Annotated in this window: 23 protein-coding genes; 11 read left to right on the forward strand and 12 right to left on the reverse strand. The window is 61.4% G+C overall.

Going from position 1 to position 23,872, the window contains the following annotated elements; translation table 11 throughout:
- Positions 1-101 precede the first annotated feature (101 nt).
- Together OKC31_RS06110 and OKC31_RS06115 are read left to right on the forward strand one after the other, a co-directional pair.
- Positions 102-1,019, forward strand: coding sequence for an ABC transporter ATP-binding protein (locus tag OKC31_RS06110; RefSeq protein WP_111900181.1), 918 nt, complete (start codon positions 102-104; stop codon positions 1,017-1,019).
- Positions 1,016-1,789 carry an ABC transporter permease gene (locus tag OKC31_RS06115; protein WP_005362866.1) on the forward strand — a complete coding sequence of 258 codons (774 nt, stop codon included), beginning with the start codon at positions 1,016-1,018 and terminating at the stop codon, positions 1,787-1,789. Before OKC31_RS06110 ends, OKC31_RS06115 begins: the two co-directional genes overlap by 4 nt.
- Positions 1,790-1,848: 59 nt before the next feature.
- Here OKC31_RS06115 and OKC31_RS06120 read toward each other — a convergent pair whose 3' ends face one another.
- Positions 1,849-3,951, reverse strand: coding sequence for a hypothetical protein (locus tag OKC31_RS06120; protein WP_270656522.1), 2,103 nt, complete (start codon positions 3,949-3,951; stop codon positions 1,849-1,851).
- Between the two features lie 245 nt (positions 3,952-4,196).
- Here OKC31_RS06120 and OKC31_RS06125 point away from each other — a divergent pair, with 245 nt between their 5' ends.
- The 3 genes from OKC31_RS06125 (at position 4,197) to OKC31_RS06135 (ending at position 5,675) form a co-directional block, all read left to right on the forward strand.
- Positions 4,197-4,604, forward strand: a complete 408-nt coding sequence (locus tag OKC31_RS06125; RefSeq protein ID WP_270656523.1) for a hypothetical protein — start codon at positions 4,197-4,199, stop codon at positions 4,602-4,604.
- Positions 4,605-4,723: 119 nt separating this feature from the next.
- Positions 4,724-5,143: a MauE/DoxX family redox-associated membrane protein gene (locus tag OKC31_RS06130; protein WP_270656524.1), complete on the forward strand. Its 420-nt coding sequence runs from the start codon at positions 4,724-4,726 to the stop codon at positions 5,141-5,143.
- A gap of 4 nt (positions 5,144-5,147) precedes the next feature.
- On the forward strand, positions 5,148-5,675 hold the full coding sequence (locus OKC31_RS06135; RefSeq protein WP_201909109.1) for a rhodanese-like domain-containing protein: 528 nt from the start codon (positions 5,148-5,150) through the stop codon (positions 5,673-5,675).
- Positions 5,676-5,742: 67 nt separating this feature from the next.
- Here the strand turns inward: OKC31_RS06135 and OKC31_RS06140 are convergent, their stop codons facing one another.
- The 9 genes from OKC31_RS06140 to thpR all read right to left on the reverse strand — a co-directional run bounded on the left by OKC31_RS06140 (position 5,743) and on the right by thpR (position 14,133).
- Positions 5,743-7,110 (reverse strand): cation:dicarboxylate symporter family transporter, encoded by a 1,368-nt coding sequence (locus tag OKC31_RS06140; RefSeq protein ID WP_270656525.1) that lies wholly within the window; start codon positions 7,108-7,110, stop codon positions 5,743-5,745.
- A gap of 149 nt (positions 7,111-7,259) precedes the next feature.
- Entirely contained in the window at positions 7,260-8,114 is an 855-nt protein-coding gene (gene panC, locus OKC31_RS06145) for a pantoate--beta-alanine ligase (protein ID WP_019445357.1), read from the reverse strand.
- Between the two features lie 200 nt (positions 8,115-8,314).
- Complete coding sequence (gene panB, locus OKC31_RS06150) at positions 8,315-9,109, reverse strand: 3-methyl-2-oxobutanoate hydroxymethyltransferase (protein WP_042063124.1); 795 nt, start codon at positions 9,107-9,109, stop codon at positions 8,315-8,317.
- A complete protein-coding gene (gene folK / locus OKC31_RS06155; protein ID WP_270656586.1) occupies positions 9,106-9,615 on the reverse strand; it encodes a 2-amino-4-hydroxy-6-hydroxymethyldihydropteridine diphosphokinase in 510 nt (169 codons plus the stop codon). Before folK ends, panB begins: the two co-directional genes overlap by 4 nt.
- Positions 9,616-9,626: 11 nt before the next feature.
- On the reverse strand, positions 9,627-11,093 hold the full coding sequence (gene pcnB / locus OKC31_RS06160; protein WP_270656526.1) for a polynucleotide adenylyltransferase PcnB: 1,467 nt from the start codon (positions 11,091-11,093) through the stop codon (positions 9,627-9,629).
- A 168-nt stretch (positions 11,094-11,261) separates the two neighbouring features.
- Complete coding sequence (gene gluQRS, locus OKC31_RS06165; protein WP_199427623.1) at positions 11,262-12,170, reverse strand: tRNA glutamyl-Q(34) synthetase GluQRS; 909 nt, start codon at positions 12,168-12,170, stop codon at positions 11,262-11,264.
- Between the two features lie 111 nt (positions 12,171-12,281).
- Entirely contained in the window at positions 12,282-12,731 is a 450-nt protein-coding gene (gene dksA, locus OKC31_RS06170; RefSeq protein ID WP_005335644.1) for an RNA polymerase-binding protein DksA, read from the reverse strand.
- A 119-nt stretch (positions 12,732-12,850) separates the two neighbouring features.
- A complete protein-coding gene (gene sfsA, locus OKC31_RS06175) occupies positions 12,851-13,594 on the reverse strand; it encodes a DNA/RNA nuclease SfsA (protein WP_019444756.1) in 744 nt (247 codons plus the stop codon).
- Positions 13,591-14,133 (reverse strand): RNA 2',3'-cyclic phosphodiesterase, encoded by a 543-nt coding sequence (gene thpR, locus OKC31_RS06180; RefSeq protein ID WP_236768058.1) that lies wholly within the window; start codon positions 14,131-14,133, stop codon positions 13,591-13,593. Before thpR ends, sfsA begins: the two co-directional genes overlap by 4 nt.
- Before the next feature lie 178 nt (positions 14,134-14,311).
- On the opposite strand from thpR, the gene hrpB reads away from it, so the two are divergent.
- The 3 genes from hrpB to gloA2 all read left to right on the forward strand — a co-directional run bounded on the left by hrpB (position 14,312) and on the right by gloA2 (position 19,611).
- On the forward strand, positions 14,312-16,759 hold the full coding sequence (hrpB, locus tag OKC31_RS06185) for an ATP-dependent helicase HrpB (RefSeq protein ID WP_270656527.1): 2,448 nt from the start codon (positions 14,312-14,314) through the stop codon (positions 16,757-16,759).
- 73 nt (positions 16,760-16,832) lie between these two features.
- Positions 16,833-19,151 carry a penicillin-binding protein 1B gene (gene mrcB / locus OKC31_RS06190; RefSeq protein ID WP_270656528.1) on the forward strand — a complete coding sequence of 773 codons (2,319 nt, stop codon included), beginning with the start codon at positions 16,833-16,835 and terminating at the stop codon, positions 19,149-19,151.
- A gap of 58 nt (positions 19,152-19,209) precedes the next feature.
- Positions 19,210-19,611 (forward strand): SMU1112c/YaeR family gloxylase I-like metalloprotein, encoded by a 402-nt coding sequence (gloA2, locus tag OKC31_RS06195; protein ID WP_005362902.1) that lies wholly within the window; start codon positions 19,210-19,212, stop codon positions 19,609-19,611.
- Between the two features lie 78 nt (positions 19,612-19,689).
- On the opposite strand, the gene OKC31_RS06200 is transcribed toward gloA2, so the two are convergent.
- On the reverse strand, positions 19,690-20,010 hold the full coding sequence (locus OKC31_RS06200) for an SMR family transporter (protein ID WP_005335659.1): 321 nt from the start codon (positions 20,008-20,010) through the stop codon (positions 19,690-19,692).
- Positions 20,007-20,393, reverse strand: a complete 387-nt coding sequence (locus OKC31_RS06205; protein WP_005335660.1) for a DMT family transporter — start codon at positions 20,391-20,393, stop codon at positions 20,007-20,009. Before OKC31_RS06205 ends, OKC31_RS06200 begins: the two co-directional genes overlap by 4 nt.
- A gap of 158 nt (positions 20,394-20,551) precedes the next feature.
- Between OKC31_RS06205 and OKC31_RS06210 the strand changes: the two genes are divergently transcribed.
- The 3 genes from OKC31_RS06210 (at position 20,552) to ppa (ending at position 23,870) form a co-directional block, all read left to right on the forward strand.
- Positions 20,552-21,433, forward strand: coding sequence for a LysR family transcriptional regulator (locus tag OKC31_RS06210; RefSeq protein ID WP_021229560.1), 882 nt, complete (start codon positions 20,552-20,554; stop codon positions 21,431-21,433).
- Positions 21,434-21,542: 109 nt separating this feature from the next.
- A complete protein-coding gene (locus OKC31_RS06215; RefSeq protein WP_201939161.1) occupies positions 21,543-23,123 on the forward strand; it encodes a DUF3369 domain-containing protein in 1,581 nt (526 codons plus the stop codon).
- Positions 23,124-23,339: 216 nt separating this feature from the next.
- Positions 23,340-23,870 (forward strand): inorganic diphosphatase, encoded by a 531-nt coding sequence (gene ppa, locus OKC31_RS06220; protein ID WP_005335667.1) that lies wholly within the window; start codon positions 23,340-23,342, stop codon positions 23,868-23,870.
- The last annotated feature ends 2 nt before the right edge of the window (positions 23,871-23,872 follow it).

The raw sequence follows: 23,872 nt of genomic DNA on the forward strand, positions 1-23,872 counted from the left end.
GGAATATCACGGGTGAAGCGGCCTTGCGCCCTTTACTCTGTGCAGGCGGCCTTGGCCGCCTTTTCTGTATCGAGCCGGATTCAACCATCACAGAGGTTGCAATGAACGCACTGGAAATCAGCGGCCTGAAAAAGACCTATCAGGGGGGCGTCGAAGCCCTTAAAGGCATCGATCTTACCGTCAGGCAGGGGGATTTCTTCGCCCTGCTAGGCCCGAACGGCGCGGGCAAATCCACCACCATCGGCGTCATCAGCTCGCTGGTGAACAAGAGCGCCGGCAAGGTGAAGGTGTTTGGCTACGACATCGACAGCGACCTTGAACAGGCCAAGGCCCAGCTCGGACTGGTACCGCAGGAGTTCAACTTCAGCCAGTTCGAGAAGGTGATCCAGATTGTCACCCATCAAGCCGGCTTCTACGGCGTGCCCAAGGCAGAAGCCAAGATCCGCGCCGAGAAGTACCTGCGCCAGCTCGATCTGTGGGAGAAGCGCGACATGCCAGCCCGCACCCTCTCCGGCGGCATGAAGCGCCGGCTGATGATCGCCCGCGCCCTGATGCACGAGCCCAAGCTGCTGATCCTCGATGAACCGACCGCCGGGGTCGATATCGAGATCCGCCGCTCCATGTGGAGTTTCCTCAAGGATCTCAACGAGCAGGGCGTCACCATTATTCTCACCACCCACTATCTGGAAGAGGCCGAGATGCTCTGCCGCAACATCGGCATCATCGACAAGGGTCGCCTGATCGAGAACACCAGCATGAAGAATCTGCTGGGCAAGCTGGGTCGCGAGACCTTCCTGCTCGACCTTGCGCCAGGTTCTGCCGTACCCGAGGTGCCAGAGTTCAACGGCCGCATGCAGGATGAGCGCACCCTTGAGGTAGACCTCGACAAGAGCCAGTCACTCAACAGCCTGTTCGAGCAGCTGTCGAGCCAGCAGGTGCAGGTCGTGAGCATGCGCAACAAGGCCAACCGGCTGGAAGAGCTGTTCGTCAATCTGGTCGAAGAGGGGAGAAAAGCATGAATCTGGCCATCTACTACATCGCCTTCAAGAGCATTCTGGCCAAGGAGGTGAGCCGCTTTACCCGGATCTGGATCCAGACCCTGGTGCCACCCGCCATCACCATGAGCCTCTACTTCGTCATCTTCGGCAACCTGATCGGTTCGCGCATCGGTGACATGGGCGGTTTCACCTACATGGAGTTCATCGTGCCCGGCCTCATCATGATGTCGGTGATCACCAACTCCTACTCCAACGTCGCCTCCTCCTTCTTCAGCGCCAAGTTCCAGCGCAATATCGAGGAGATGCTGGTCGCGCCGGTGCCCAACTACGTCATCATCGCCGGTTACGTGGGCGGTGGCGTGGCGCGCGGCCTCTGCGTCGGCCTTATCGTCACCCTGGTGTCGCTGTTCTTCGTGCCGCTGCAGATCCACCATCTGTTCAGCGTCTGCGTGACCGTGCTGCTGACCGCCATCCTCTTCTCGCTGGGTGGCCTTATCAACGCGGTGTTTGCCAAGACCTTCGACGACATCAGCATCATCCCCACCTTCGTGCTGACACCGCTCACCTATCTGGGCGGGGTGTTCTACTCCATCAGCCTGCTGCCCCCGTTCTGGCAGGGTGTCTCCCAGGTGAACCCCATCATCTACATGGTGAACGCGTTCCGTTACGGCTTCCTCGGCATCTCCGACGTGCCACTCGGCACCGCCTACCTCATCATCATCGGCTTTATCGTGGCCCTCTACGGCATCGCCTGGTGGCTTATCTCCCGCGGCACCGGGCTGCGCCACTGATGACTAAAACGGGCACCTCGCGGTGCCCGTTTTCATTGTCCTGCCGGCCTCGGGATGACCTAGACCCGGATGGCGTGATCCTTTAGCAGCCGGGCGGTGAGCTCAAGCTTCTCGTTGCGCTCGGCAGCTCGCTCGGGAACCGTGACGCCCCCCTGCTCATCGACCCGCTCCTGACCGAAGGCATCGTCGATAGCCTGCGCCATGGCGGTGCGACCAGCCGCGAGATCGGGATCGATCAGGCTCTCCTGCATCCGGATCCGGTTCTCGCTGGCCGCCAGCTGCAGTTCCTCCAACTGGGTGGCGAGAGTGACAATCCGGTTATCGACCCGCTGGGCCAATTCGAAGAGACGGTTCTCATTCCCTGCCGCCATCGCCAGTCCATCTAGCTGCTCCCCTTTGCGCTGATCAAAGTTGCTTACCGCACGAGCGGCCAGCTCCAGTGCATACGCCTTGGTTGCCATGGCGTTGACTCCGCCCTCCCAACCGACATCGGACCCCACCCCCAGTGTCACGCCAAGGGTGGTATGGAACTTGGCTCCCTCCGGCCCGAAAGCCGCAGTGGCACCGGCCGATGCACCGACCCCCAGATTGGCGGAGGCGCGTACCTTGGCCGAAAGGCTATAGGCATCCGCATACTGGCTCTTGAGCAAATTGAGCTGGGCACTCCCCTCAGCTTTCATACCAGCAAAGGCCGAGGCGTTGGCCGTTACGCTGACCACTGGCCCATTTGGGGTCATGATAGCCGCAGCACCGGCCTCCAGCTTGGCATTGGCGACCACCTCGGCAGAGCCTGCCAGCTTGGCGTTAAGCAGGTTGCCGATAGTCCAGCTCCCCTCAACCGACAGCCCCAGCCTGCTCACCAGCTCGGCACTGGCCCCGATGCGCAGCAGACTAAGGTCATGGGGCCCCGGGGTGTAACGCGATCCGTCGGTATCATTGACGATCTTGTTCACCGGATTGAACACCAATGAGCCCTCCGCCTTGCCAATCACCAGCTCGGCCTTGGCACTCGCCTTGTTCTCCTGAGTCAGGGCCACCTTGCCGGCAAACTCTCCTACCGGTGTGTCGCGACGCCCCTCCCACTTGCCAATCTCGATCTTGGCGAAAGCCTCCACCAGCGCACTGGCACTGACCAGCCCGAGCCCGCCAAAAGCCTTCTGGCCCACGGGCTCACCCGGTTTCAGCTCCTTGCTGGCAGCAGAGAGAGGGCTCTTGAGCTCGGCCCGGACACCACTCTGATAGTGCTTGCCTGATGCGCCCTCTCCCTGCCAGAGCGCCTTCTCCTGCGCCTCGCGCTCAAGCCAGGGCTCATTCAGTCCATCCACCAGCGCGGTCAGCAGCTCGGTCCTGAGCAGGCCAATCTCCCCCTGCTTGCTCACCTGCTGCTGAATGCTGAGATCCAGAACCTCCTTGAGGTGGCCCAGCTCCAGCAACTGACTGTGGGTAAGCAGGATATCGCGACCATTCTCCTCGGCAGTGGCTTGGGGCTTGAGCTCACCCAGTGCGGGCAGAGCCTGACGCAAGGTCCCGCAAAACAGCTGCCACTCGTGACTTGTAGCGACCTCTTCACGGGTCGGCGCCCGCTCCAGCCGCCGCGCCATCATCCCCTCACTCACCCCGAACATCAGATCGAGCCCTCCTTGCAGCTCCCGCTTGAACAAGTCGTTGGCCCCCTCCTGTTGCAGGCGAGCCAACTCGCTGCACCACTGGCGGATCTGCTGGTTACTCTCGATAGGCTGATTGACCCTCCCCTGTTCGTTGCAGACCCACGCCAGCTGAAATGAGGGAGGCTTGCCACCCTGTGCCAACGCCTGACGGCGGACAGCGATGTCATCGACCAGTTTTTGCAACACGGGATCCTGCTGACGGGAGCGATTCTTGCCCGAGTCGATCCAGAACTGCAGCGCCTGTTCGATCTTCGCCAGCCCGGCCAGTGAAGGTGTTGGCTGGGCCTGATAGTGCCGTACCGCCTGCTTGACCGCCTTGAGTTCCGGGCTCTGCCGATGGCCAATACCGCGGCGGATCCCCCTCTCGAACTCCCGGTTACCGGCATCCAGCAGCCGTAGTCTGGCGTTGCCAAGGCGAGCAGTAGCAGGAGGCGTAGCATCAGGGGTTGTCTGCTGATGACGGCTTAGATCGATATCCGGGGAGGCAATTTTCATGGCAAGAAACCTGCGTTGATGAGAGAGAAGATACTCAGCGTACGCCGCCCCCCCTTGTCACCCTGTCAGCGATGGTCCCGCTTTTTTAGGATTCGGACTGACCCGTAAAAGATGTCTGTCAGCTCACAATTTCGGCACAATCACCCGCCCCGCCGACCAAAAACGCTAAAAAAATGACGACAAGTGATAAGCAGCCACCGATCAGCCGCATAGGGTGTCACTCTTCCCCTGCCAGAGGTTTGGCCATGTATCACGCTCTCATTACCGCCCTGTACACACAACTTGGACTTCCGATTCCGGTGGCCGGACAGACAGCCACCACCCTCGCCATCAACGACGAACTGGTGCTAACGCTGGCAGAGGATGAGGGCCATCTGGTGATCTATCTGCTGCTACCGGGCCACGCCATGCCCAACACGCCCCTGCTCAACCACCTTGGCGACGAGCCGGTGTTTCTGCTGGATCAGACCGAGCAAGGAGAGACCCTGATCTGGGCCCGCGAGTGGCTCGATCATCTGACGGTCGACAGCCTGCTGCTACTGCTCGAGCGGGCCATCGAGCTGGCTGCCGAACTGCTGACCCACCAGCACGACCGGGAGCAATCGACACAGCCACAGCATCCCGCCTCCACAACCGCCACCATCAGGGTCTAGCGCCCCCATTCTGGTCACTGTCTCGCAAAATCGAGATTTATCTTGTTTGGCATGGGTTTAGTCATTGCGGCTCAATCGGGAATTGTTAGAATTCATCCCTCTCTATAAAGAGGTAGAACATGCCTGCGTTGTTGCGCATGCTGGCCAATCTGGCGCTGGGAGGATTCTTCCTCGCCTCTGCCGGGTTCAAGCTGGCCTCCCCCGCCCCGTTCATCGATCAGATCGGCGCCTTTGGCCTGATCTGGCCGCCGCAGATCCCGTTCGCCGCCTGGGGGCTGATTGCCCTTGAGCTCTGCGCAGGGCTTGCGGTCATCGCCAACCGGCGCTGGGGATTGTGGCTGGTGATCGGGCTGCTCGCCCTGTTTATTCCGGTGTTGGGCTATGGCGTTGCCATCGGGCTCGACATCTCTTGCGGCTGTCTTGGCAGGGCTGATCTCAGCTCGCTGCCGGAGGCCATTGTGCGGGATCTGCTGCTACTGACGCTTGCGGGCGCCCTGCTGCGAACCTCCCACCCCGTTTTTCCCGTTCCAAAGGAGTAGTGACATGATGACATTGCGATCCCGCACTCTGCTGGCCTCGCTGATCGCCGCCAGCTTTGCCCTCGCGGGCTGTGGCGACAACCAGTTCGAGCAGGAGGTGAAGCTTGAGCAATCGGCTGTGCAGCTGGCACAGGAGGCGCAGCAGGGGGGCTATCAGCTGCTGACCGTGGCCGAGCTGAAAACCCGGATGGACAAGGGCGAGGAGCTGGTGATCATCGACACCATGCCCTATGAGGACTCCTACAAGAAAGAGCACATCCCGGGCGCCAAGAACTTTGCCTTCGTGAAAGAGGCGAAAGCGGGCGACAACTGGAGCGAGATTGTCGAGGGAAGCGGTACACCGGAGCAGTTCCAGGCGCTGCTGGGTGAAGACAAAGCTCGCCCCGTGGTGATCTACTGCGGCTTCGTCAAGTGCGGCCGCAGCCACAACGCTGCCGCCTGGGCAGTCAATCAGGGCTATCAACAGGTCTATCGGGTGCCGGGCGGCATCTTCGCCTGGAAAGGGGCCGGCTACCCCGTCACGGCCGAGTAACCCGACCTTTCGCCCCAAAAAAGAAGCCCGCAACTGCGGGCTTCTTTCATATTGGGTAACGCTGGGGTTAGCTGGCGGCCTGCTCTTGCGGCTGCTCCGCTTGGGCCAGCTGTTGCTTGCCCAGCAACCGCTTGGTGATCATGGCCGCCATGATGGAGCCGTTGACGTTGAGAGCAGTACGGCCCATGTCCACCAGCGGCTCGATGGCGATCATCACCCCCACCAGCGCGATGGGGAAGTTGAGGGTGGAGAGCACGATCAGCGCGGCGAAGGTGCCGCCACCGCCGACACCAGCCACCCCGATGGAGCCCAGCGCAATCACCGGCAGCAGAGTCAGCAGGAACAGGGGATCAAACGGGTTGATACCGAGCATGGGGGCAATCATCGCCACCATCATGGCCGGATAGATACCGGCGCAGCCGTTCTGGCCGAGGTTGGCACCGAACGAGGCGGCAAAGTTGGCGATGCTGGAGGGCACGCCAAGACGCTGCTGGGTCTCGATACTGAGCGGGATGGAAGCCGCGCTGCTGCGGGAGATAAAGGCGAAGGTGAGCACGCCCCACACTTCCCGCAGGTAGTGCAGCGGGTTCTGGCCGATCAGCAGCAGGATCACCATGTGCACCGCAAACATCGCCAGAATGGCGACGTAGCAGACCAGAATAAAGCCGAGCAGGCTGAGGATCTCGCTCAGCGGATAGTGGGCCACCACCCGGGCGATCAGCGCCATCACGCCATAGGGGGTGAGCGCAATCACCACCCGCACCATCTTCATCGCCCACAGTTGCAGAGTGTCGATGGCGACGGCGGCGCGAGCGCCAGCCTCTGGATGCTCCGCCTTCAACTGCAGCAGGGCAACCCCGGCCAGCACGGTGAAGATCACCACCCCGATCACCGAGAGACCGCGGCTGCCCGCCATATCGGCGGCAAAGTTGGTGGGCACCAGCGAGAGCAGCAAGGCCGGCAGGGACTGGGCACTGTCGATGGTGCTCATGCTCTGTTGCAGCGCAGCCGTGTCGCTGCCGTGGCTCAGCAGCCCCTCGGCAGTGAGACCACTCAGATGGGTCACCGTCATCCCCACCACACCGGCGATCATCACCAGGGTCAGCATGGAGCCGATCAACACGGCGCTGATCTTGCCGAGGGACTGGGCCTGCTCCAGCTTGTTGATGGCAGAAAGGATCGAGGTGAACACCAGCGGCATCATCACCACCTTGAGCAGGCTGACATAGCCGCCGCCGATGATATTGACCCACTCCAGGGTCTGCTGGACGCCGGCATCATCGGCACCCCACCCCAGTTGCAGCGCCAGCCCGAACAGGGCGCCAAACAGCAGACCCGCAAGCACCTTGCGCGAGAGCGGCAACCCGGAGGGTAACCGGGTGAGAGCAAAACAGAGCAGACAGAAAACAAGCGATGCAATCAGGACAAACATCATGAATACCTGTAGCGGCCATCAGGCCGAGAGTGGATTGAAACAAAGGAGGATGCGGGCAGGGCCGCAGAACAAAACGCCGGAATGCAGGAGAGTGCAGGCGTGAACAAGCAGCGGACGCCCGGGAAGGCGTCCGCTGGCAATCGGGAGAATTACTTCTTTACGGTGACGACGCGGTTGTCGATAAGACGGGCCTTGCCAAGATAAGCAGCCATCAGGATCACCAGCTGCGCGCTCTCGTCAGTGGCAGATTCGAGGGTGGCGGCATCGACGATGTCGATGGCATCGGTACGAAAACCGGCGTTGTCGAGGCGCTGGCTGGCCTGCGCCACCAAGGAGGGCAGATGGTGGTCACCCGCTTCAATCTGCTCGGCGATCCAGTTCATGGTGCGCGCCAGCTCGGGGGCGATGGCCCGCTCGGCGGCAGTCAGATAGCCGTTGCGGGAAGAGAGTGCCAGCCCGTCTTCGGCCCGCACGGTGGGCACGCCGACGATCTCGATGGGCATCGCCATGTCGGCCACCATCTTGCGAATAAGCGCCAGCTGCTGGTAATCCTTCTGGCCAAAGCAGGCCACATCAGGCTGCACCAGATTGAACAGCTTGGTGACGACGGTACTGACCCCGCGGAAGTGACCCGGACGCAGCGCCCCCTCCAGCAGATTGGAGAGACCCGGCACCTCGACGAAGGTCTGGCTGGCCAGCCCCTGCGGATACATGATCTCCGGGGTCGGGGTGAACACCATGTCGACGCCGGCCGCTTCCAGCGCAGCGCAATCCTGCTCCAGAGTGCGCGGGTAGTTGGCGAGATCCTCGGCCTTGTCGAACTGCATCGGGTTGACGAAGATGCTGACCACCACCTTCTCGGCGTGACTGTGCGCCTCTTTCACCAGCGTCAGGTGGCCCTGATGCAGGTTACCCATGGTGGGCACGAATGCGATGGCACGCCCTTCACGGCGCCATTGGCTGATCTGCTCACGCAGAACGACGGGATTATTTACGACCAACATCAGCAGTTCACCTTCCGATAAATCAAAAAGAGAGACGGGTTGCATCTACCGGTAGCGCTCGGGCGGGATGGGGCACGAACATGGCTATCAGCAGTTCACCTTTAGATGAATCAATAAGATACGGATTAGCTATACGGATTAACTGTGCGAGGCTGACAAGCAGAGACGGGGCCGCAGCCCCCATCATGCAACCGCCGGGATCAGTTGAAGCAGTGCTCCGGGCCGGGGAAGCTCCCCTCGCTCACCTGCTGCACATAGAGGCGGATGGCGGCACGCACATCGCCGGTCTCGGCCAGGAAGTTCTTGGTGAACTTGGGCACATAGCCGGAGGTGACGCCAAAGGCATCGTGCATCACCAAAATCTGACCGTCGGTCGCGGGGCCGGCACCAATGCCGATCACCGGGATGCGAAGCGCCTTGGTGATGCGCTCGGCCAGCGCAGTGGGCACACACTCGAGCACCAGCAGCTGGATACCGGCCGCTTGCAGTTCGAGGGCCTGACGGTAGATCTCCTGGGCTTGAAACTCATCGCGCCCCTGCACCTTGAATCCACCAAAGACATGAACGGATTGCGGGGTGAGGCCGAGGTGACCACACACCGGCACCCCGTTGCGGGTGAGGTGGCGGATGGAGTCACACAGCCAGTCGCCCCCTTCCATCTTCACCATGCGGGCACCGGCCGCCATCAGGCGGGCAGCGTTCTGGTAAGTCTGCTCGGGGGTGGCGTAGCTCATGAACGGCATGTCGGCGACCACCAGTGCCTTGCTGGCACCGCGCGCCACACAGCGGGTGTGATAGACCATCTCATCCATGTTGACCGCCAGGGTATCCTGACCCCCTTGCAGCACCATGCCCAGCGAATCGCCGATAAGCAGCACGTGGGCCCCCTCGTCGTCGAACAGCTTGGCAAAGGTGGCATCATAGGCGGTGATGGCGGTGAACTTTTGACCGTCCTGCTTCATCTTCAGCAGGCTGGCGGTGGTGATCTTGCTCATAGAGGCTCCTGTACGTCTGCACTCGGCGCAATGATGGCCAAATCATTGTGCGGGCAGCGGGCAACCAGTCGGGCGAGCGGGGTGCCGCAGGGCAGCACCAGAGCAGGCGCAATTTCGGCAAGGGGCAGCAGCACGAACTCCCGCTCCTTCATACCGTAGTGGGGTACGATCAGGCGCTCATGGTTGATCACCTGATCCCCATAGAGCAGCAGATCGAGATCCAGAGTTCTCGGCCCCCACCGCTCATCTTTGCGCACACGTCCCTGTTCCAGCTCGATTTTTTGTAATTGATCCAGCAGCGCAAGGGGCGCGAGCCGGGTATTGAGCCGGGCCACGGCATTGACGTAGTCCGGCTGGTCAGCAGGCCCCATGGGGCGGCTGCTGTAAAACGACGAGGCCTCCACCAGCACAGATTCCGGCAACCTTGCCAACGCGGCAACGGCGCAACGAGCCTGACCCAGCGGGTCAGACAGGTTGGAACCAATGGCGATGAAGACCTCGGTCATCACGTCTGTTGTCACTCGGTCACTTTCGGTTTGCGGCGACGGGGACGACGACGGTTGCGACTGTTGCTGCTGCGCTTCTCGCCATCGTGGCTGCGGGCCTCGCCGCGCTCACCGCTGGCCGGGCGACGGGTCGCTTCCCGTTGCAGTTGCGGGCGCACATCCGGATTGGAGGCGACATAGCGCTCCCACCAGCTGGCCAGCTCGCCGAGACCGCGCTCGACCCGGTTGCGCAGCAACAGGAAGTCGAACGCCGCGCGGAACTTGGGATGCTCCATGGCGCGCTCGGGGTGCTTGCCCTGACGACGGGTCAGCCGCTGTTGCAGTGCCCAGATGTCGCGGACATCTGTGGTGAAACGGCGGGGAACGGCGATGATCCGCACCTGATTGTCCAGTACCTCGTTGATCGCCAGCATGAAGGCGTCATACCAGGGCAGGCCGCTCTCGTTCTCCAGCACCCGACCACGGGCCTCGACGCAGCCCCACAGCAGGGTGGCGTAGAGGAAGGCGGGAGTGACGCGCTTGTCTTCACGAACGCGGGTGTCGGTATCGATCAGCGCCTGCTCGATAAACTGCTCGTAGGGCGAGTTGCCGTGCGGGGTAAACAGCGCAGCCACTTGCGGGAAGAGCTGCTGGAACAGGCCATACTCGCGCAGCAGTTTGTAGGTCGCCAGACCGTCGCCAGCCAGGAACAACTTGAGGGTCTCCTCAAACAGGCGGGCAGCCGGGATGTCTTGCAGCAGTGGCGCCAGCTCCTTGATGGGGGCGGCAGTACGCGGGCTGATGGTCATATCCAGCTTTGCGGCAAAGCGCACGGCGCGCAGCATGCGCACCGGATCTTCACGATAACGGGTCTCGGGATCGCCGATCAGCTCAAGCTTGCGCTCGGCCAGATCTTCCAGACCCCCTTCGAAATCGTGCAGGGTGAAATCTTTGGCGCTGTAGTAGAGGGCGTTGACGGTAAAGTCGCGGCGCTCGGCATCCTCTTCGATGGTGCCGTAGACGTTGTCGCGCAGCAGCATGCCTTCATCAGACTGGGCCGACACATGTTTGCTGGTATTGACCTGATGGTGGTGACCCCGGAAGGTGGCCACTTCGATCACGTCACGACCAAAGACAATGTGGGCCAGGCGGAAACGACGGCCAATCAGGCGGCAGTTGCTGAACAGCGCCTTGATCTGCTCCGGCGTCGCATCGGTTGCGATGTCGAAATCCTTGGGCGTCTTCCCGAGCAGCAGATCCCGGACTCCGCCGCCGACCAGGTAGGCCTCATAGCCCCCTTTGTTCAGGCGATAGAGCACCTTGAGTGCATTCTCGCTGATCTCTTTGCGCGAAATAGGGTGCTGATCACGGCTTAAGGTACGACGTTGACCGGCGACACGGGCTGGAATGGGGGATTCCACCGACTGCTCGCCGTCTTCCTTGCCGAGCACCTTGCGGCAAAAGTTTGCGATCTGGGAAAAAATGGTACACCTCTTCATGACTTCTAAATTGACGGGAGGCCAAAAAATAGCGGCCTATCATAGCTCACGCCTAACCAAATGAAAAACCGTGCTGACAATTGATCCCGTTTGAAACGGAGCATCCCGGTAAAATCACAATCAACAGCGGCAATTTACGCTCAATCAAACAAAAATCACCTGGTCGACTCAGCAATCCGCGAGCGGGATTTTCTCGCTGGCGGGCACCCGTTCGAGCTGCCAGTTAGCGATACCCCACCGGATGATCTCGTCAATCCGGCTCGCCATCAGCTCGGGCGGCGGGCACTGGCCGAGGAAGTGCAGCGCCTGCCACAGGGCCGGTCGCACCTCATCGAGCGCCAGGGCCGGCGCATGGTTCTGCTTGGAGAGCTTGTTGCCATCGGCCAGTACCGCCAGCGGCAGGTGCACCCAGTCGGGCACCGGCGCCCCCAGGGTCTGGTAGAGGGCAATCTGGCGCACCGTGGGCTCCAGCAGATCGGCACCGCGCACTATCTCGGTGATGCCGCTGTCCATATCATCCACCACCACTGCCAGGTTGTAGGCGTAAAGCCCGTCGCGGCGGCGGATAATAAAATCCTCCTCGGCAAGCGCCGCCGGGACCGCGATATGGCCCTGCAAGCGATCGTCGAAGTGGTAGACCGGATGGTGCTGGCGCAGCCGGGCGGCGCAACCTTCGGCCGCAAGCCCGAGGGTGCGGCAGTGGCCGCTGTAGAGACCGCCCGCGGCCATGATTTCGCGCCGGGTGCAACGGCACCAGTAGAGATCCCCCGCCCGATAGAGCTGGTCGATGATCTCGTCATAACGACTATGGCGCGCGCTCTGGAACATCACCTCCCCATCCCACTCGAGGCCATATGCCTCAAGGGTTTTGAGGATCAGGTGCGCTGCCCCCGCCATTTCCCGCGGCGGATCGATATCTTCGATGCGAACCAGCCAGCGCCCCTGCTGCGCTCTGGCCTGCAAAAAGCTGCCGAGGGCGGCGATCAGCGAACCGAAATGAAGCGGGCCTGAGGGTGAGGGGGCAAAGCGGCCGACATAGGGGCGCACAAGGGGTGAGGACGGGAAATTCACTGGCATGACTATTCGGGTAAGCGATTCATTGAGGCTGCATTCTGGGGCGCGACCGCCAAAAGCTCAATAAAAAAGGGAGCCCGCGAGCTCCCTTTTTCATATACCAGAGGGTCGGGATCAACCGGCCATCTGTTTTTCCTTGATCTCGGCCAGCGTCTTGCAATCGACACAGAGGTCGGCAGTCGGACGGGCTTCCAGACGACGGATACCGATCTCGATACCGCAGTGTTCGCAGTAACCGAAATCATCGTCTTCAAGCAGCTGCAAGGTCTTCTCGATCTTCTTGATCAGCTTGCGTTCACGGTCGCGGGTACGCAGTTCAAGAGCGAACTCTTCTTCTTGCGCGGCACGATCCACGGGATCCGGGAAGTTGGCAGCCTCGTCTTTCATATGGTCGACGGTACGATCAACTTCCTGCATCAGTTGGTTGCGCCAGGCACCCAGGATCTTGCGAAAATGCGCCTTTTGTTGGTCATTCATGTACTCCTCACCCGGCTTTTCCTGGTAAGGCGCGACACCCGCAATGGCCAGGGGGCCCAGAGATTTCCTGTTTTCGCCTGTTGGCATGCCCTGTCTCCTAATTCAGCACGCTACCCGTGCCATCCATAAATTGAGGGCGACATCTATAGCAGAAGGGTAACGGGTAAGCAAACGAGCCGTACCAATAATGTTACCCACTCCAATATTTATGCACTCCCCTCGGGTAACAGGTGACCAGATTCAAACGGGATAAACCCTTGAGCCACCATGCCTTGCACCCCAACATGGGGCCGATAGCATAAAATTTCAACCCCCGCCGCGATTGCCTGCTCAATTAGCAGACTATAGTGCGGATCTATATGGGTTGCAGGGCGCATCCGGCTTATTCCGGAGTGCAACACCATAAAGAGCAGCACGGCCCTGTGGCCCGCCGCTTTCATCGCCATCAACTCGCGCAAATGCTTGGCACCACGGGCGGTGACCGCATCGGGGAAGTAGCCCATGCCAGCCTCCTCCCGCTCGTCGAGCAGGGTGACCGATTTTACCTCGATGTAACAATTGCCCTTCTCGTCATCTTCCAGCAACAGATCGATGCGACTGTTCTCTTCGCCATACTTCACCTCGGTCCGCAACCGGCTGTAACCCGCCAGCGGAGCGATGGCCTCCTGCTCGATCAACTCCCGGGCGATCTGGTTGGCGCGCGCCGTGTTGACGCAGATAAAGTGGCCCGCCGGGCTCTCGGCGATCTCCCAGCTGTTGGGCAGCTTGCGCTTGGGGTTATCGGAGGTGGAGTACCAGACCCGGGTGCCCGGATCGGCACAACCGGTCATGGCACCGGTATTAGCGCAGTGGATAGTGATGACCTCGCCGTTATCGAGTTGCACATCGGTCAAAAAGCGCTTGTAGCGGGCCACCAGCTGGCCCGATTGCAGGGGGGGATCAAAGATCACGGGTTAGCCCTCCGCGCGTCTTCTTTTACCCGGGCGCGCAGCGGCCAGCAGGCAAGCGGCTCGTAGCGCACCCCGTCCGGAGTCGAGATGGATTGATAGAGGCAGAACTCATCTGCCTGCAGCAGAAAATTTGGGGCCGGCAGGATGGCAGGCGCCTCGCTCGCCTTGCGCGACAGGGTGATATGGGGGCGATAACCCTGCTCGCCATTGCCAAGACGCAGCTTCTCGCCGTGGCGGCGCAGCGCCTTCGCCAGCACGGTCAGCTCGTTGGGCCACTCTTTCGGGCCAATCCAGGCGGCCTTGGCCCGGCTGAACCAGCCGGTCTCATCCAGCCTGATGGAGAGCGGCGGACAGTGCTGACGCTCCACGGCGGCGATCAGGCGGCGGGTGGTCAACTCGTCCGCGTCCCCCAGAAAGGCGAGGGTCAGATGAAGGTTGGCTTGCGGCACCGGCTGACCGGGCCAGGGCAGCTGATCGCGCCAGGCGATGAGCTCGGGGGCGAGCTCCTTGACGGGCAGGGCAAAGAAGAGTTTGGCCATGTGGTGATAATGCCTTTTTCACGCTCATTGGATGGGCCCATTCTATGGCAGCCATCCGGCCATGTCTCGCCAGCCTCCCGCCCGAGTGGTCATCTCCGCACATCCACTCACGGTGGCACGGGTGGCTGTGGCAGAATAGGCGCCGTTTTACCGGTTGCCACAGAAGGTGCTCATCGCTTTGTCCCAGCTCCCCATCGTTTCGGTATTACCCGAACTCCTTGCCGCCCTCGACAGCCACACCAGCGTGATCCTGCAGGCGCCCCCAGGCGCAGGCAAATCGACCCTGCTGCCGCTGGAGCTGGTGCGCCAGAACCGGCTGCCCGGCCGCATCATCATGCTGGAACCAAGGCGCCTCGCGGCGCGCAATATCGCCACTTTTCTGGCCCGTCAGCTGGGGGAGAAGGTGGGCGAGCGCATCGGCCTGCGAGTGCGTGGCGAAAGCCGCACCAGCTCAGCGACCCGGCTCGAGATCGTCACCGAAGGGGTGCTGACCCGGATGTTGCAGCAGGATCCCGAGCTCACCGGCGTCTCGCTGGTGATCTTCGATGAGTTCCACGAACGCAGTCTGCACGCCGATACCGCGCTGGCCTTCGCCATCGAGAGCCAGCAGGGATTGCGCGATGACCTCAAGCTTTTGATTATGTCCGCAACCCTGGATGGCATGGCGCTCGAGACCTTGTTGCCGGATGCCCCAGTGGTTCGCTCCGAGGGGCGTGGTTTTCCCATCGACTATCACTACCGCCCCGCCAATCGCCAGCAGTGGCTGGAACCGCAAGTTGGCGCCGTGGTGCTCGAAGCGCTGGCCGCTCAAGATGGCAGCCTGCTGGTCTTTCTGCCGGGACAGGGTGAGATCGAGCGACTGGCGCAATGGTTGGCAGACAAACTGCCGGACAACGTGACCCTCGCCCCCCTCTACGGCCGCCTCGACATGGCGGCGCAGCAGGCAGCCATCGAACCAGCGCCTGCCGGCCGCCGTAAGCTGGTGCTCACCACCAATGTGGCGGAGACCTCCCTCACTATTGAGGGGATTTCGGTGGTGATCGATAGCGGGCTGGAACGACGGGCCTCCTATGATCTGAAAAGCGGTGTCACCCGACTGGAGACCCGCCAGATAGCCAAATCCTCCGCCACCCAGCGAGCCGGTCGCGCCGGTCGCCTCGGCCCCGGTATCTGCTACCGGCTCTGGAGCAGCGAGGTGCAGGAGCGGCTCGCCGAGCAGAGCCCGCCAGACATCCTCACTCAGGAGCTGACCGGCCTGCTGCTGGACGCCGCCCAGTGGGGGGCAAAGGTGGAAGATCTGCCGCTGCTGGACATGCCCCCAGCCGCCGCGGTGGCCAGCGCCCAGCGGCTGCTGGTGGCTCTTGGCGCCATGAAGCCGGAGGGTGAGCAACAACTCACTCCCGCTGGCCGTGCCATGGCGGCCTTCGGTACCCACCCTCGTCTCGCCCGCATGCTGCTGCGTGCCCGCGAGCTGGAGTCCGAGGGTCTGACAGGGATTGTCGCCGATGCCGCATATCTGGTGGCGTTGCAGGAAGAAGATCTGCGAGGATCGGAGCGCCTCTCTGTGCTGTTCCACCGCCGTCAAAGTGCCCTGCGCCAGGGAGCGGCCCGCTGGTTTGAACGGCTTGGCGTACGCCCTGCCAGTGCGCAAGGTCAGTGGCTCGGGCTACTCTGCGCCCTCGCCTGGCCGGATCGCATCGGCAAGCTGCGCAGCGGCAGTCGCTATCAACTCAGTGGTGGGGTGAGCTGCGATCTGGTAGAAGGTCATCCCTGTCAGGGACAAGGGGCGCTGATCGCCATCGAGATGGGGCAGAATGATCGCGGCAGCCGCATCTTTATCGCCGAACCGGTCGAGCTGGACGAGCTGGTACGCCTGCTGCCGGAGCTGGTGAGCGAACGGCAGTGGTTCGACTGGGATGAGCGGGAAGAGCGGGTGCGCGCCGAGCGCCAGCAGGTGATCGGCGAACTGGTGCTGAGCCAGCGACCGCTGACCGAACTCTCTGACGAGCAGAAAGGGCGCTGCCTGCTGCAAGGCATTAGCCGCAAGGGGCTGCATGTGCTGCCTTGGGACGAGAGCAGCGAAGGACTGCTGGCCCGTCTGCGCTGCGCCCGCGACTGGCTGCCCGATGAGGGGTGGCCCGCGATGGATGACGAGAGCCTGCTGGCCACACTGGAACAGTGGCTGCTGCCAGCGGTGAGCGGTATGACCCGGCTGGAGCAGCTGAAGAGGCTCAATATGAGCGACATCCTGCGCCAATCCCTGCCCTGGCCGTTGCCCAAACGGCTGGACGAGGCGCTGCCGAGCCACTTTGCGGCACCCACCGGCAGCCGGGTGCGGATCCGCTATCAGCCGGGACAGGCACCGGTGATCCCGGTGCGCATTCAGGAGATGTTCGGTCAAGGTTCGACCCCCTGCGTGGCCGATGGCCGGGTGCCGCTGGTAGTGGAGCTGCTCTCCCCCGCCCAGCGACCGCTGCAGATCACTGCCGATCTGGCCGCTTTCTGGGCAGGATCCTACGAACAGGTGAAGAAAGAGATGAAGGGGCGCTATCCCCGCCACTACTGGCCGGATAATCCGCTGGAGGCGATGCCGACCAAAGTCACCAAAAAGAAGATGGGCATCTAGGTTCGATGGGTTAATCCCGCTCGGACGTTCGCGAATGCGACATAACAAGTAGAAAGGAAAGCAAAGAGGATTTATGGCAACCCAACGACGCAAGCGAGCCCCCAAGAAGGCAGCGCCCAAACGCACCATCTGGCGCAAGCTGTTCTGGCTTGGCTTCAAGCTCTCCCTGGTGGTGGCGGCCTTTATGGTGGTGTTTGGCATCTATCTGGATACCAAGGTGCGCGAGCGCTTCGATGGCGAGAAGTGGCAGCTGCCGGTGATGGTCTACAGCCGTCCGCTGGAGCTCTACCCCAGTCAGCGCCTGTCACGGGACCAGATGCTGCGCGAGCTCAACATGCTGAGCTACAAGCAGGTGCGCCAGCCTCACACGCCGGGTGAATACACCATCAACGGCAATCGCATCGAGCTGATTCGCCGCCCGTTCGAGTTCTATGACGGCGCCGACGGAGCCCGTGGCCTGCGCCTCACCTTCAACGGCCCGCGCCTCGAGGGGATCCAGTCGCTGGAGAACCAGCGCCAGCTCGGTTACGCCCAGATGGACCCGGTGCTACTCGATCGCCTCAATACCGAAGATCGGGAAGATCGCCTGCTGGTGCGTATCGCCGAAGTGCCCGACAGCCTGCTGGTGACCCTGCTCACCACCGAAGATCGCGACTTCTACCAGCATGGCGGCGTCTCGCCGGTGGCCATCATGCGCGCCATGTTCGCCAACCTGATCGCGGGTCGTACCGTGCAGGGGGGCAGTACCCTGACCCAGCAGCTGGCCAAGAACTTCTTCCTGACCCGTGAACGCAGCCTGTGGCGAAAACTGCAGGAAGCCTATATGGCGGTGCTGATCGACTATCGCTACAGCAAGGACGAGATCCTCGAGTCCTACCTCAACGAGGTCTATCTGGGGCAGAACTTCTCGCAAGGGGTCTATGGTTTCGGCCTCGCCTCCTACTTCTACTTCGGCATTCCGGTCAACGAGCTGGATATCGATCAGGTCGCCCTGCTGGTCGGTCTGGTGAAAGGCCCCTCCTATTACGACCCATGGCGCTTCCCGGAGCGGGCCAAGACCCGCCGTGATCTGGTGCTGAAGCTGCTGATGGATCACGGCAGCCTGACCCAGGCCGAGTATGAACTGGCCAGCCGCCAACCCCTCGGCATCATCGCCCGTGGCCAGATGAGTTATGGCCGCACCCCGGCCTTTATGGGACTGCTCAAGCGGGAGATCCAGAGCCGCTTCGGCGCCGATCTACTCAAACAGTCCGGCCTCAAGATCTTCACCAGCCTCGACCCCATCGCCCAGCACGCGGCCGAGCGGGCGGTCGAATCGGGCCTCGCCGATATAGAAAAGCTGCGCGGCAAGAAGAAGCTGGAGGCGGCCATGGTGGTCTCCGACTGGCACAAGGGCGAAGTGGTGGCGCTGGTGGGTGGCCGCGATCCCCGCTACGCCGGGTTCAACCGGGCGCTGGATGCCCGCCGCCAGATCGGCTCGCTGGTGAAGCCGGCGGTCTACCTCACCGGCCTCTCCAACGGTCTGACCCTGGCGACCCCGCTCAAAGATCAGCCGATCCGCATTCGCGGTCAGGATGGTCAGGTCTGGACGCCGCAAAACTACGATCGCAAGTTCCGCCAGAGCGTGCCGCTGATGGATGCATTGGCCAGCTCCCTCAACGTGCCGACCGTCAATCTGGGTCTGCAGGTGGGGCTGGAGAAGGTGGTCGATACCCTGCACAAACTGGGAGTCCAGCAGGAGATCCAGCCCTATCCGTCGCTGGTGCTGGGGGCGGTGGCCCTCTCCCCGCTGGAGGTGAACCAGATGTATCTGCCCATCGCCAATCAGGGGCTGACCCAGCCGCTATCGGCCATTCGCGCCGTGGTGAACGGGGATGGCAGCCTGCTCTATCAGCATGATCAGACCGCCAAGCGAGTCACCGACCAGCAAGCAAGCTGGCTAACCCTGTTCGCCATGACCAAGACGGTGAGTCATGGTACGGCCCGCGCGCTCAGTGCCAAGTTCCCGGGCGCCACCATGGCGGCCAAGACAGGCACCACCAACGAGCTGCGCGACTCCTGGTTTGCCGGGATGGACAACAACGAACTGGTCAGTATCTGGGTCGGTCGCGACGACAATACCCCGGCAGGTTTGACCGGTGCCAGCGGTGCCCTGCAGCTCTTTAGCGGCTACATGAGCCAGCGCGGCGTCAACAGTCTGGGACTGAAGATGCCGGAAGGGGTCACCTGGGCCAACTTCTCCCGCGCCAGTGGCACCCGCGTCACCAGCGACTGCCCGGGCAGCCTGCAGGTGCCGGCTAAAGCCTCCACCATGGGCTCCCCGGCCGGTTGCGCCAGCAGTGCGTCGCCGCGCAGTGCGCTGGATGACTGGTTCGGCGGTTTCTTCAACTAGATCAACGACACGGGCAGCGCAGGCTGCCCGTTCACTATGCTGCTGACAAGGAAACACCATGACCTTTCCGCTGTTTGACGCCATCCACCATGTGGCCATCATCGCCAGCGATTACCCACGCTCGCGCCACTTCTACCACGAGGTGCTGGGGCTGCCCATCATCGCCGAGACCCTGCGCGAAGCGCGCCAGTCGTGGAAACTGGATCTGGCCCTGCCGGACGGCAGCCAGCTGGAGCTGTTCAGCTTCCCCTCGCCTCCCGAGCGCCCCTCCCGCCCCGAAGCGTGCGGCCTGCGCCATCTCGCCTTTCGGGTCAGCGATCTTGACCGGGTCATCGCCCATCTGCTGGCCCATCGGGTCGAGGTAGAGCCGGTACGGGTGGACGAGCTGACCGGCAAGCGCTTTACCTTCTTCGCCGACCCCGACGGCCTGCCGCTGGAGCTCTACGAAGCGCCGCGCTGAGCCTGCATCGACCAAGCAATCAGCCAAACAAAAGCCGCCCGGTTGCAACCGGGCGGCTTTTCTTATTGCTTCAGGTTATCAGGCGGTAGTCAGCATAACGACAGCCAGCGCCATCACCATCATGCCAGCCCAACCGATGGGCTTGAGCCGCTCACCGAAGAAGAGCAAACCGCCCAGCGCCGTACCGACGATGCCGATAGCCCCCCAGGTGGCGTAGGCAACAGCCAGGTCAATCTGGCCGCCACTTACTGCTTCCGAGAGCAGGGTAAAGGCGCCGAGTACCAGCATGATCCCCAGGAAGCCCCACCCCTTGTAACGAAAACCCTTGGAGCGGTTGATGGCCATGTTGGCGCCGATATCGATCAGTGCGGCACCCAGTACAATCACAAACGGACTCATGCTGTGGCCTCCGCTTCTACTGACTTGTCTGCGGGCTCATCATGGGTCTCCCCCATGGTCACCATAACAATCCCCACTATCGCGAGAGCCAGGCCAATCAGCTCCTGAACGGTCACATCGTAACCAAGGAACATGACCGACACTATGGTGATCAGGGTGATCCCGAGCCCCTCCCAAAGCGCAAACGCAATACCAATGGAGATTGTTTTGGCGGCTTTCGCCAGCAACCAGTACGAGAAACCGATCAACAGCCACATCGGGATGTAGTTCATCCAGCCAGCTCCCTGCTCGGGGATCATGGCCATGCTGGAGGTACCGGCGACCTCGGTCACGATGGCACCGGTCAAAAACAGCCGGGCCAGAAACATACGACTTAATAACATATAAGATGCCTTTGTTGCTTCGACGGGAGAGATGGTAAACGGGGAGAAGCAACTCGCGACAATCGCTCAGCGTCGATTATTCCGACGCCACAGGTTTGCCTTGCCTTGGTTCGGCACGCTAAGGTGATGGTGAAAAACTCCGCCACAGCCTGTAAAACATGAAGCTATATCAGATAGAACTCTTTGTAGAGTCCGCCAATAGCGGCTCTATTGCCAACACCGCCCGTCGTCTCGGCAAAAGCCGCAGCGCCGTCAGCACCTCCATCGCGGCGCTGGAAGTTGAGCTTGGCGTCGAACTTTTTGAACGAGGTGCCAATCAGAGTCGGCTGACCGAGATCGGCGAGCTGGTGCTGGATGATTGCACCCGCCTGCTGCAGGCAGCCAACAGCCTGCAGCAGAAGTGCAAACATTACGCCTCGGGGGCCGAAGTGGCGCTGCGAGTCGCCCGCGATGACGCGATTCCCGAACCGGTGTGGCGCGAGATGCTGGCCAGCCTGCACAATCAGTTTCCCGGCACCAGTATCTCGCTAGTGCTCGCCTCTCCGCCCGAACTGCCGGCGCTGGTGGAAGAGGGATTCGTCGATGCCGCTTTTGGCCTTATTACCGAAGATCAGGAGCGCAGCGGCCTCAATATCGACGTGCTCAACCCGATCCGCACCCTGATGGTGGTGGCCCCCAGCCATCCGCTGGCCGGACTGAAGCGGGTCAAACAGCAGGATCTGACCGATCACACCCAGGTTACCCTCTCGTATGTAGATGAATTTTCTGTAAAAAGCCTGTTACCTGTGGGAGGCCAGCATATCGGTCTCTCCAGCTTCGAGTTGATGCGCAATGCGGTGCTGGACGGTCTGGGCTGGGCGGTGCTCCCCTCGCCACTGATCCAGAGCCAGCTGCGACAAGGCTCCCTGCTGACTCTGAAACACAAGTTCAGCCTGCAATGGCGGGATTACGGGGTCTATCTGGCGGAAAACGCCTATCACGGCAAGGTGTTGGCCTGGTTGAAGAAGTCGATCCAGGGGTATCTGGAACCTTTCGAGTAGCGATAAAGAGGCGGAGCCAGCTCACGATATCTACTTATCCTGATGATCCGAGCGGATGTGATCGTGCATACTGTTCACATACTCATTGAGCGCCGGAGGCGTAACCGATATGAGCAGTGCCCAAGACAAGGACGATATCTTGCTGGACGACGACATCATCGAACTCGATGATGAGGAGGTCGTGGTCCCCAAGGCACTCAACCCATGGCAAGTGCTGATCGTGGATGATGAGCCGGATATCCATCATGCCACCCGCCTAGCCCTCTCCAACATTCACTACAAATCCCGTCCGCTGGAGCTACTCAATGCCTACAGCGGCGCCGAAGCTGGCCGCATGCTGGAGGCCAATCCCAGGATTGCGCTGATCCTGCTCGATGTGGTGATGGAGACCGAAGACGCAGGTCTGCGGCTGGTGCACCGGATCCGCAACGAAATGCACAACTCGCTGGTGCGGATCGTACTGCGTACCGGCCAACCCGGCCAAGCCCCCGAGCAGCGGGTGATCCTCGATTACGACATCAATGACTACAAGACCAAGACCGAGCTGACGGTACAAAAGCTTTACACCACTGTCATCGCATCCCTGCGTTCATACGAAACCCTCAGTGCCATCGACAAGAGCCGTCAGGGGCTCGGCAAAATTCTGGAAGGGGCGGGCGATCTCTACCATCTTCATTCACTCAAGGAGTTTGCCTCCGGCGTGCTGAAACAGATCAGCGCCATTCTCGATGTGGGCACCGAAGGGGCCATCTGCGCCGAGCGCCGTCCCGGCGAACAGGGGCTGGAGATCCTCGCCGCCACCGGCGACTACGAGACTCTGCTGGATGATGGCAAGATCACCGACTTCCCCACCCTCAATGACTCGGTTCTGAAGGCACTGGCGGCGCGCAGCAACCGCTTTGAACACCCGCAGGACTCCCTCTATATCGCCGCCCAGAATGGTCGCGAGTTCGTGTTGAGTTTTACCCCGACCCAGCCTCTCGATCCCCTCGAATGCGATCTGCTGGATGTCTTCTGCCAGCGCATCTCGGCGGCCTACGACAACCTCTATCTCTACAACCAGTTGCTGCGCGCCCAAGAGGCCACCGTGGTGGCACTGGCGGCGCTGGCGGAGTTTCGCGACTCCGATACCGGCGAGCATGTCTTGCGGGTACAGAAGCTCTCGGATGCCATCGTGGCCGAATTGAAGAAGATGGCGGCCTATCCTGAGCAGCTGACCCCGGAGTTTGTCGAGATGATCGGCATGGCCTCCATCCTGCACGATGTAGGCAAGGTGGGCACCCCGGACCATATCCTGCACAAGCCGGGGCGTTTCGACCCGGAAGAGCGGGCCATCATGGAGCAGCACGCCGGTATCGGCGCCAATATCCTGCACAAGGCGGGTGAAATGGTGGAGGGAACCAGCTACCTCTCTCTCGGCGCCGAAATCGCTCGGGGCCACCATGAACACTTCGATGGCAAGGGCTACCCGCAGCAGCTGGCTGGTCAGCAGATCCCGCTGTCGGCGCGGATTGTGGCGGTAGTCGATGTATTCGATGCCCTGCTCAGCAAGCGCCCCTACAAGGAGCCTTGGACGCTGGCGCAGACCATGGAGTATATCCAGTCCCGCTCCGGCACCCAGTTTGACCCTCATGTAGTGACAGCCCTGTCGCGACTGGTCAACGAGTCGAGACTCCCCTACTCGCTCTGACCCCCTTTGCTCGCAACTCCACATGCCCTGCCGGTGACCAAGGTCAGCGGCAGGGCATCAAAACAGCCGTTTTGTTGCATCCCGCACACATCAAAGTGCCGCAAAGCGGAAACATCCCCCTTCTTTGTTAGCGATATCCGCTGAAATATGGTCATTTAACATCACATCGCTATAATATCGGCCTGCAAACCTGATACTAACAACGAAGGAATTATCATGAGCCTGAACCTGGTACCGGCCGGCAAGAGCCTGCCCGACGATATCTATGTCATCATCGAAATCCCGCAGAATGCCGACCCGATCAAATACGAAGTCGACAAGGACAGCGGTGCTATTTTCGTCGATCGCTTCATGTCTACCCCGATGTTCTATCCGTGTAACTACGGCTACGTGAACGCGACCCTCTCTCTGGATGGTGACCCCGTCGACGTACTGGTTCCGACCCCCTACCCGCTGCTGGCCGGTTCCGTCATTCGCTGCCGCCCGGTTGGCGTGCTGAAGATGACCGACGAATCTGGCGAAGATGCCAAGATCGTTGCAGTACCACACTCCAAGCTGACCAAGCAGTACGACCACATCCAGGATGTGAACGATCTGCCGGAACTGCTGAAAGCCCAGATCCAGCACTTCTTCGAGCGCTACAAAGAGCTGGAAGCGGGCAAATGGGTCAAGGTGGAAGGCTGGGGCGACAAGGCCGCTGCCGAAGCCGAGATCAAGACCTCTGCCGAACGTTACGCTGCCAAGTAAGC

It is taken from the genome of Aeromonas sp. Y293-4 (assembly GCF_027705905.1).
GTDB lineage: Bacteria > Pseudomonadota > Gammaproteobacteria > Enterobacterales > Aeromonadaceae > Aeromonas > Aeromonas veronii.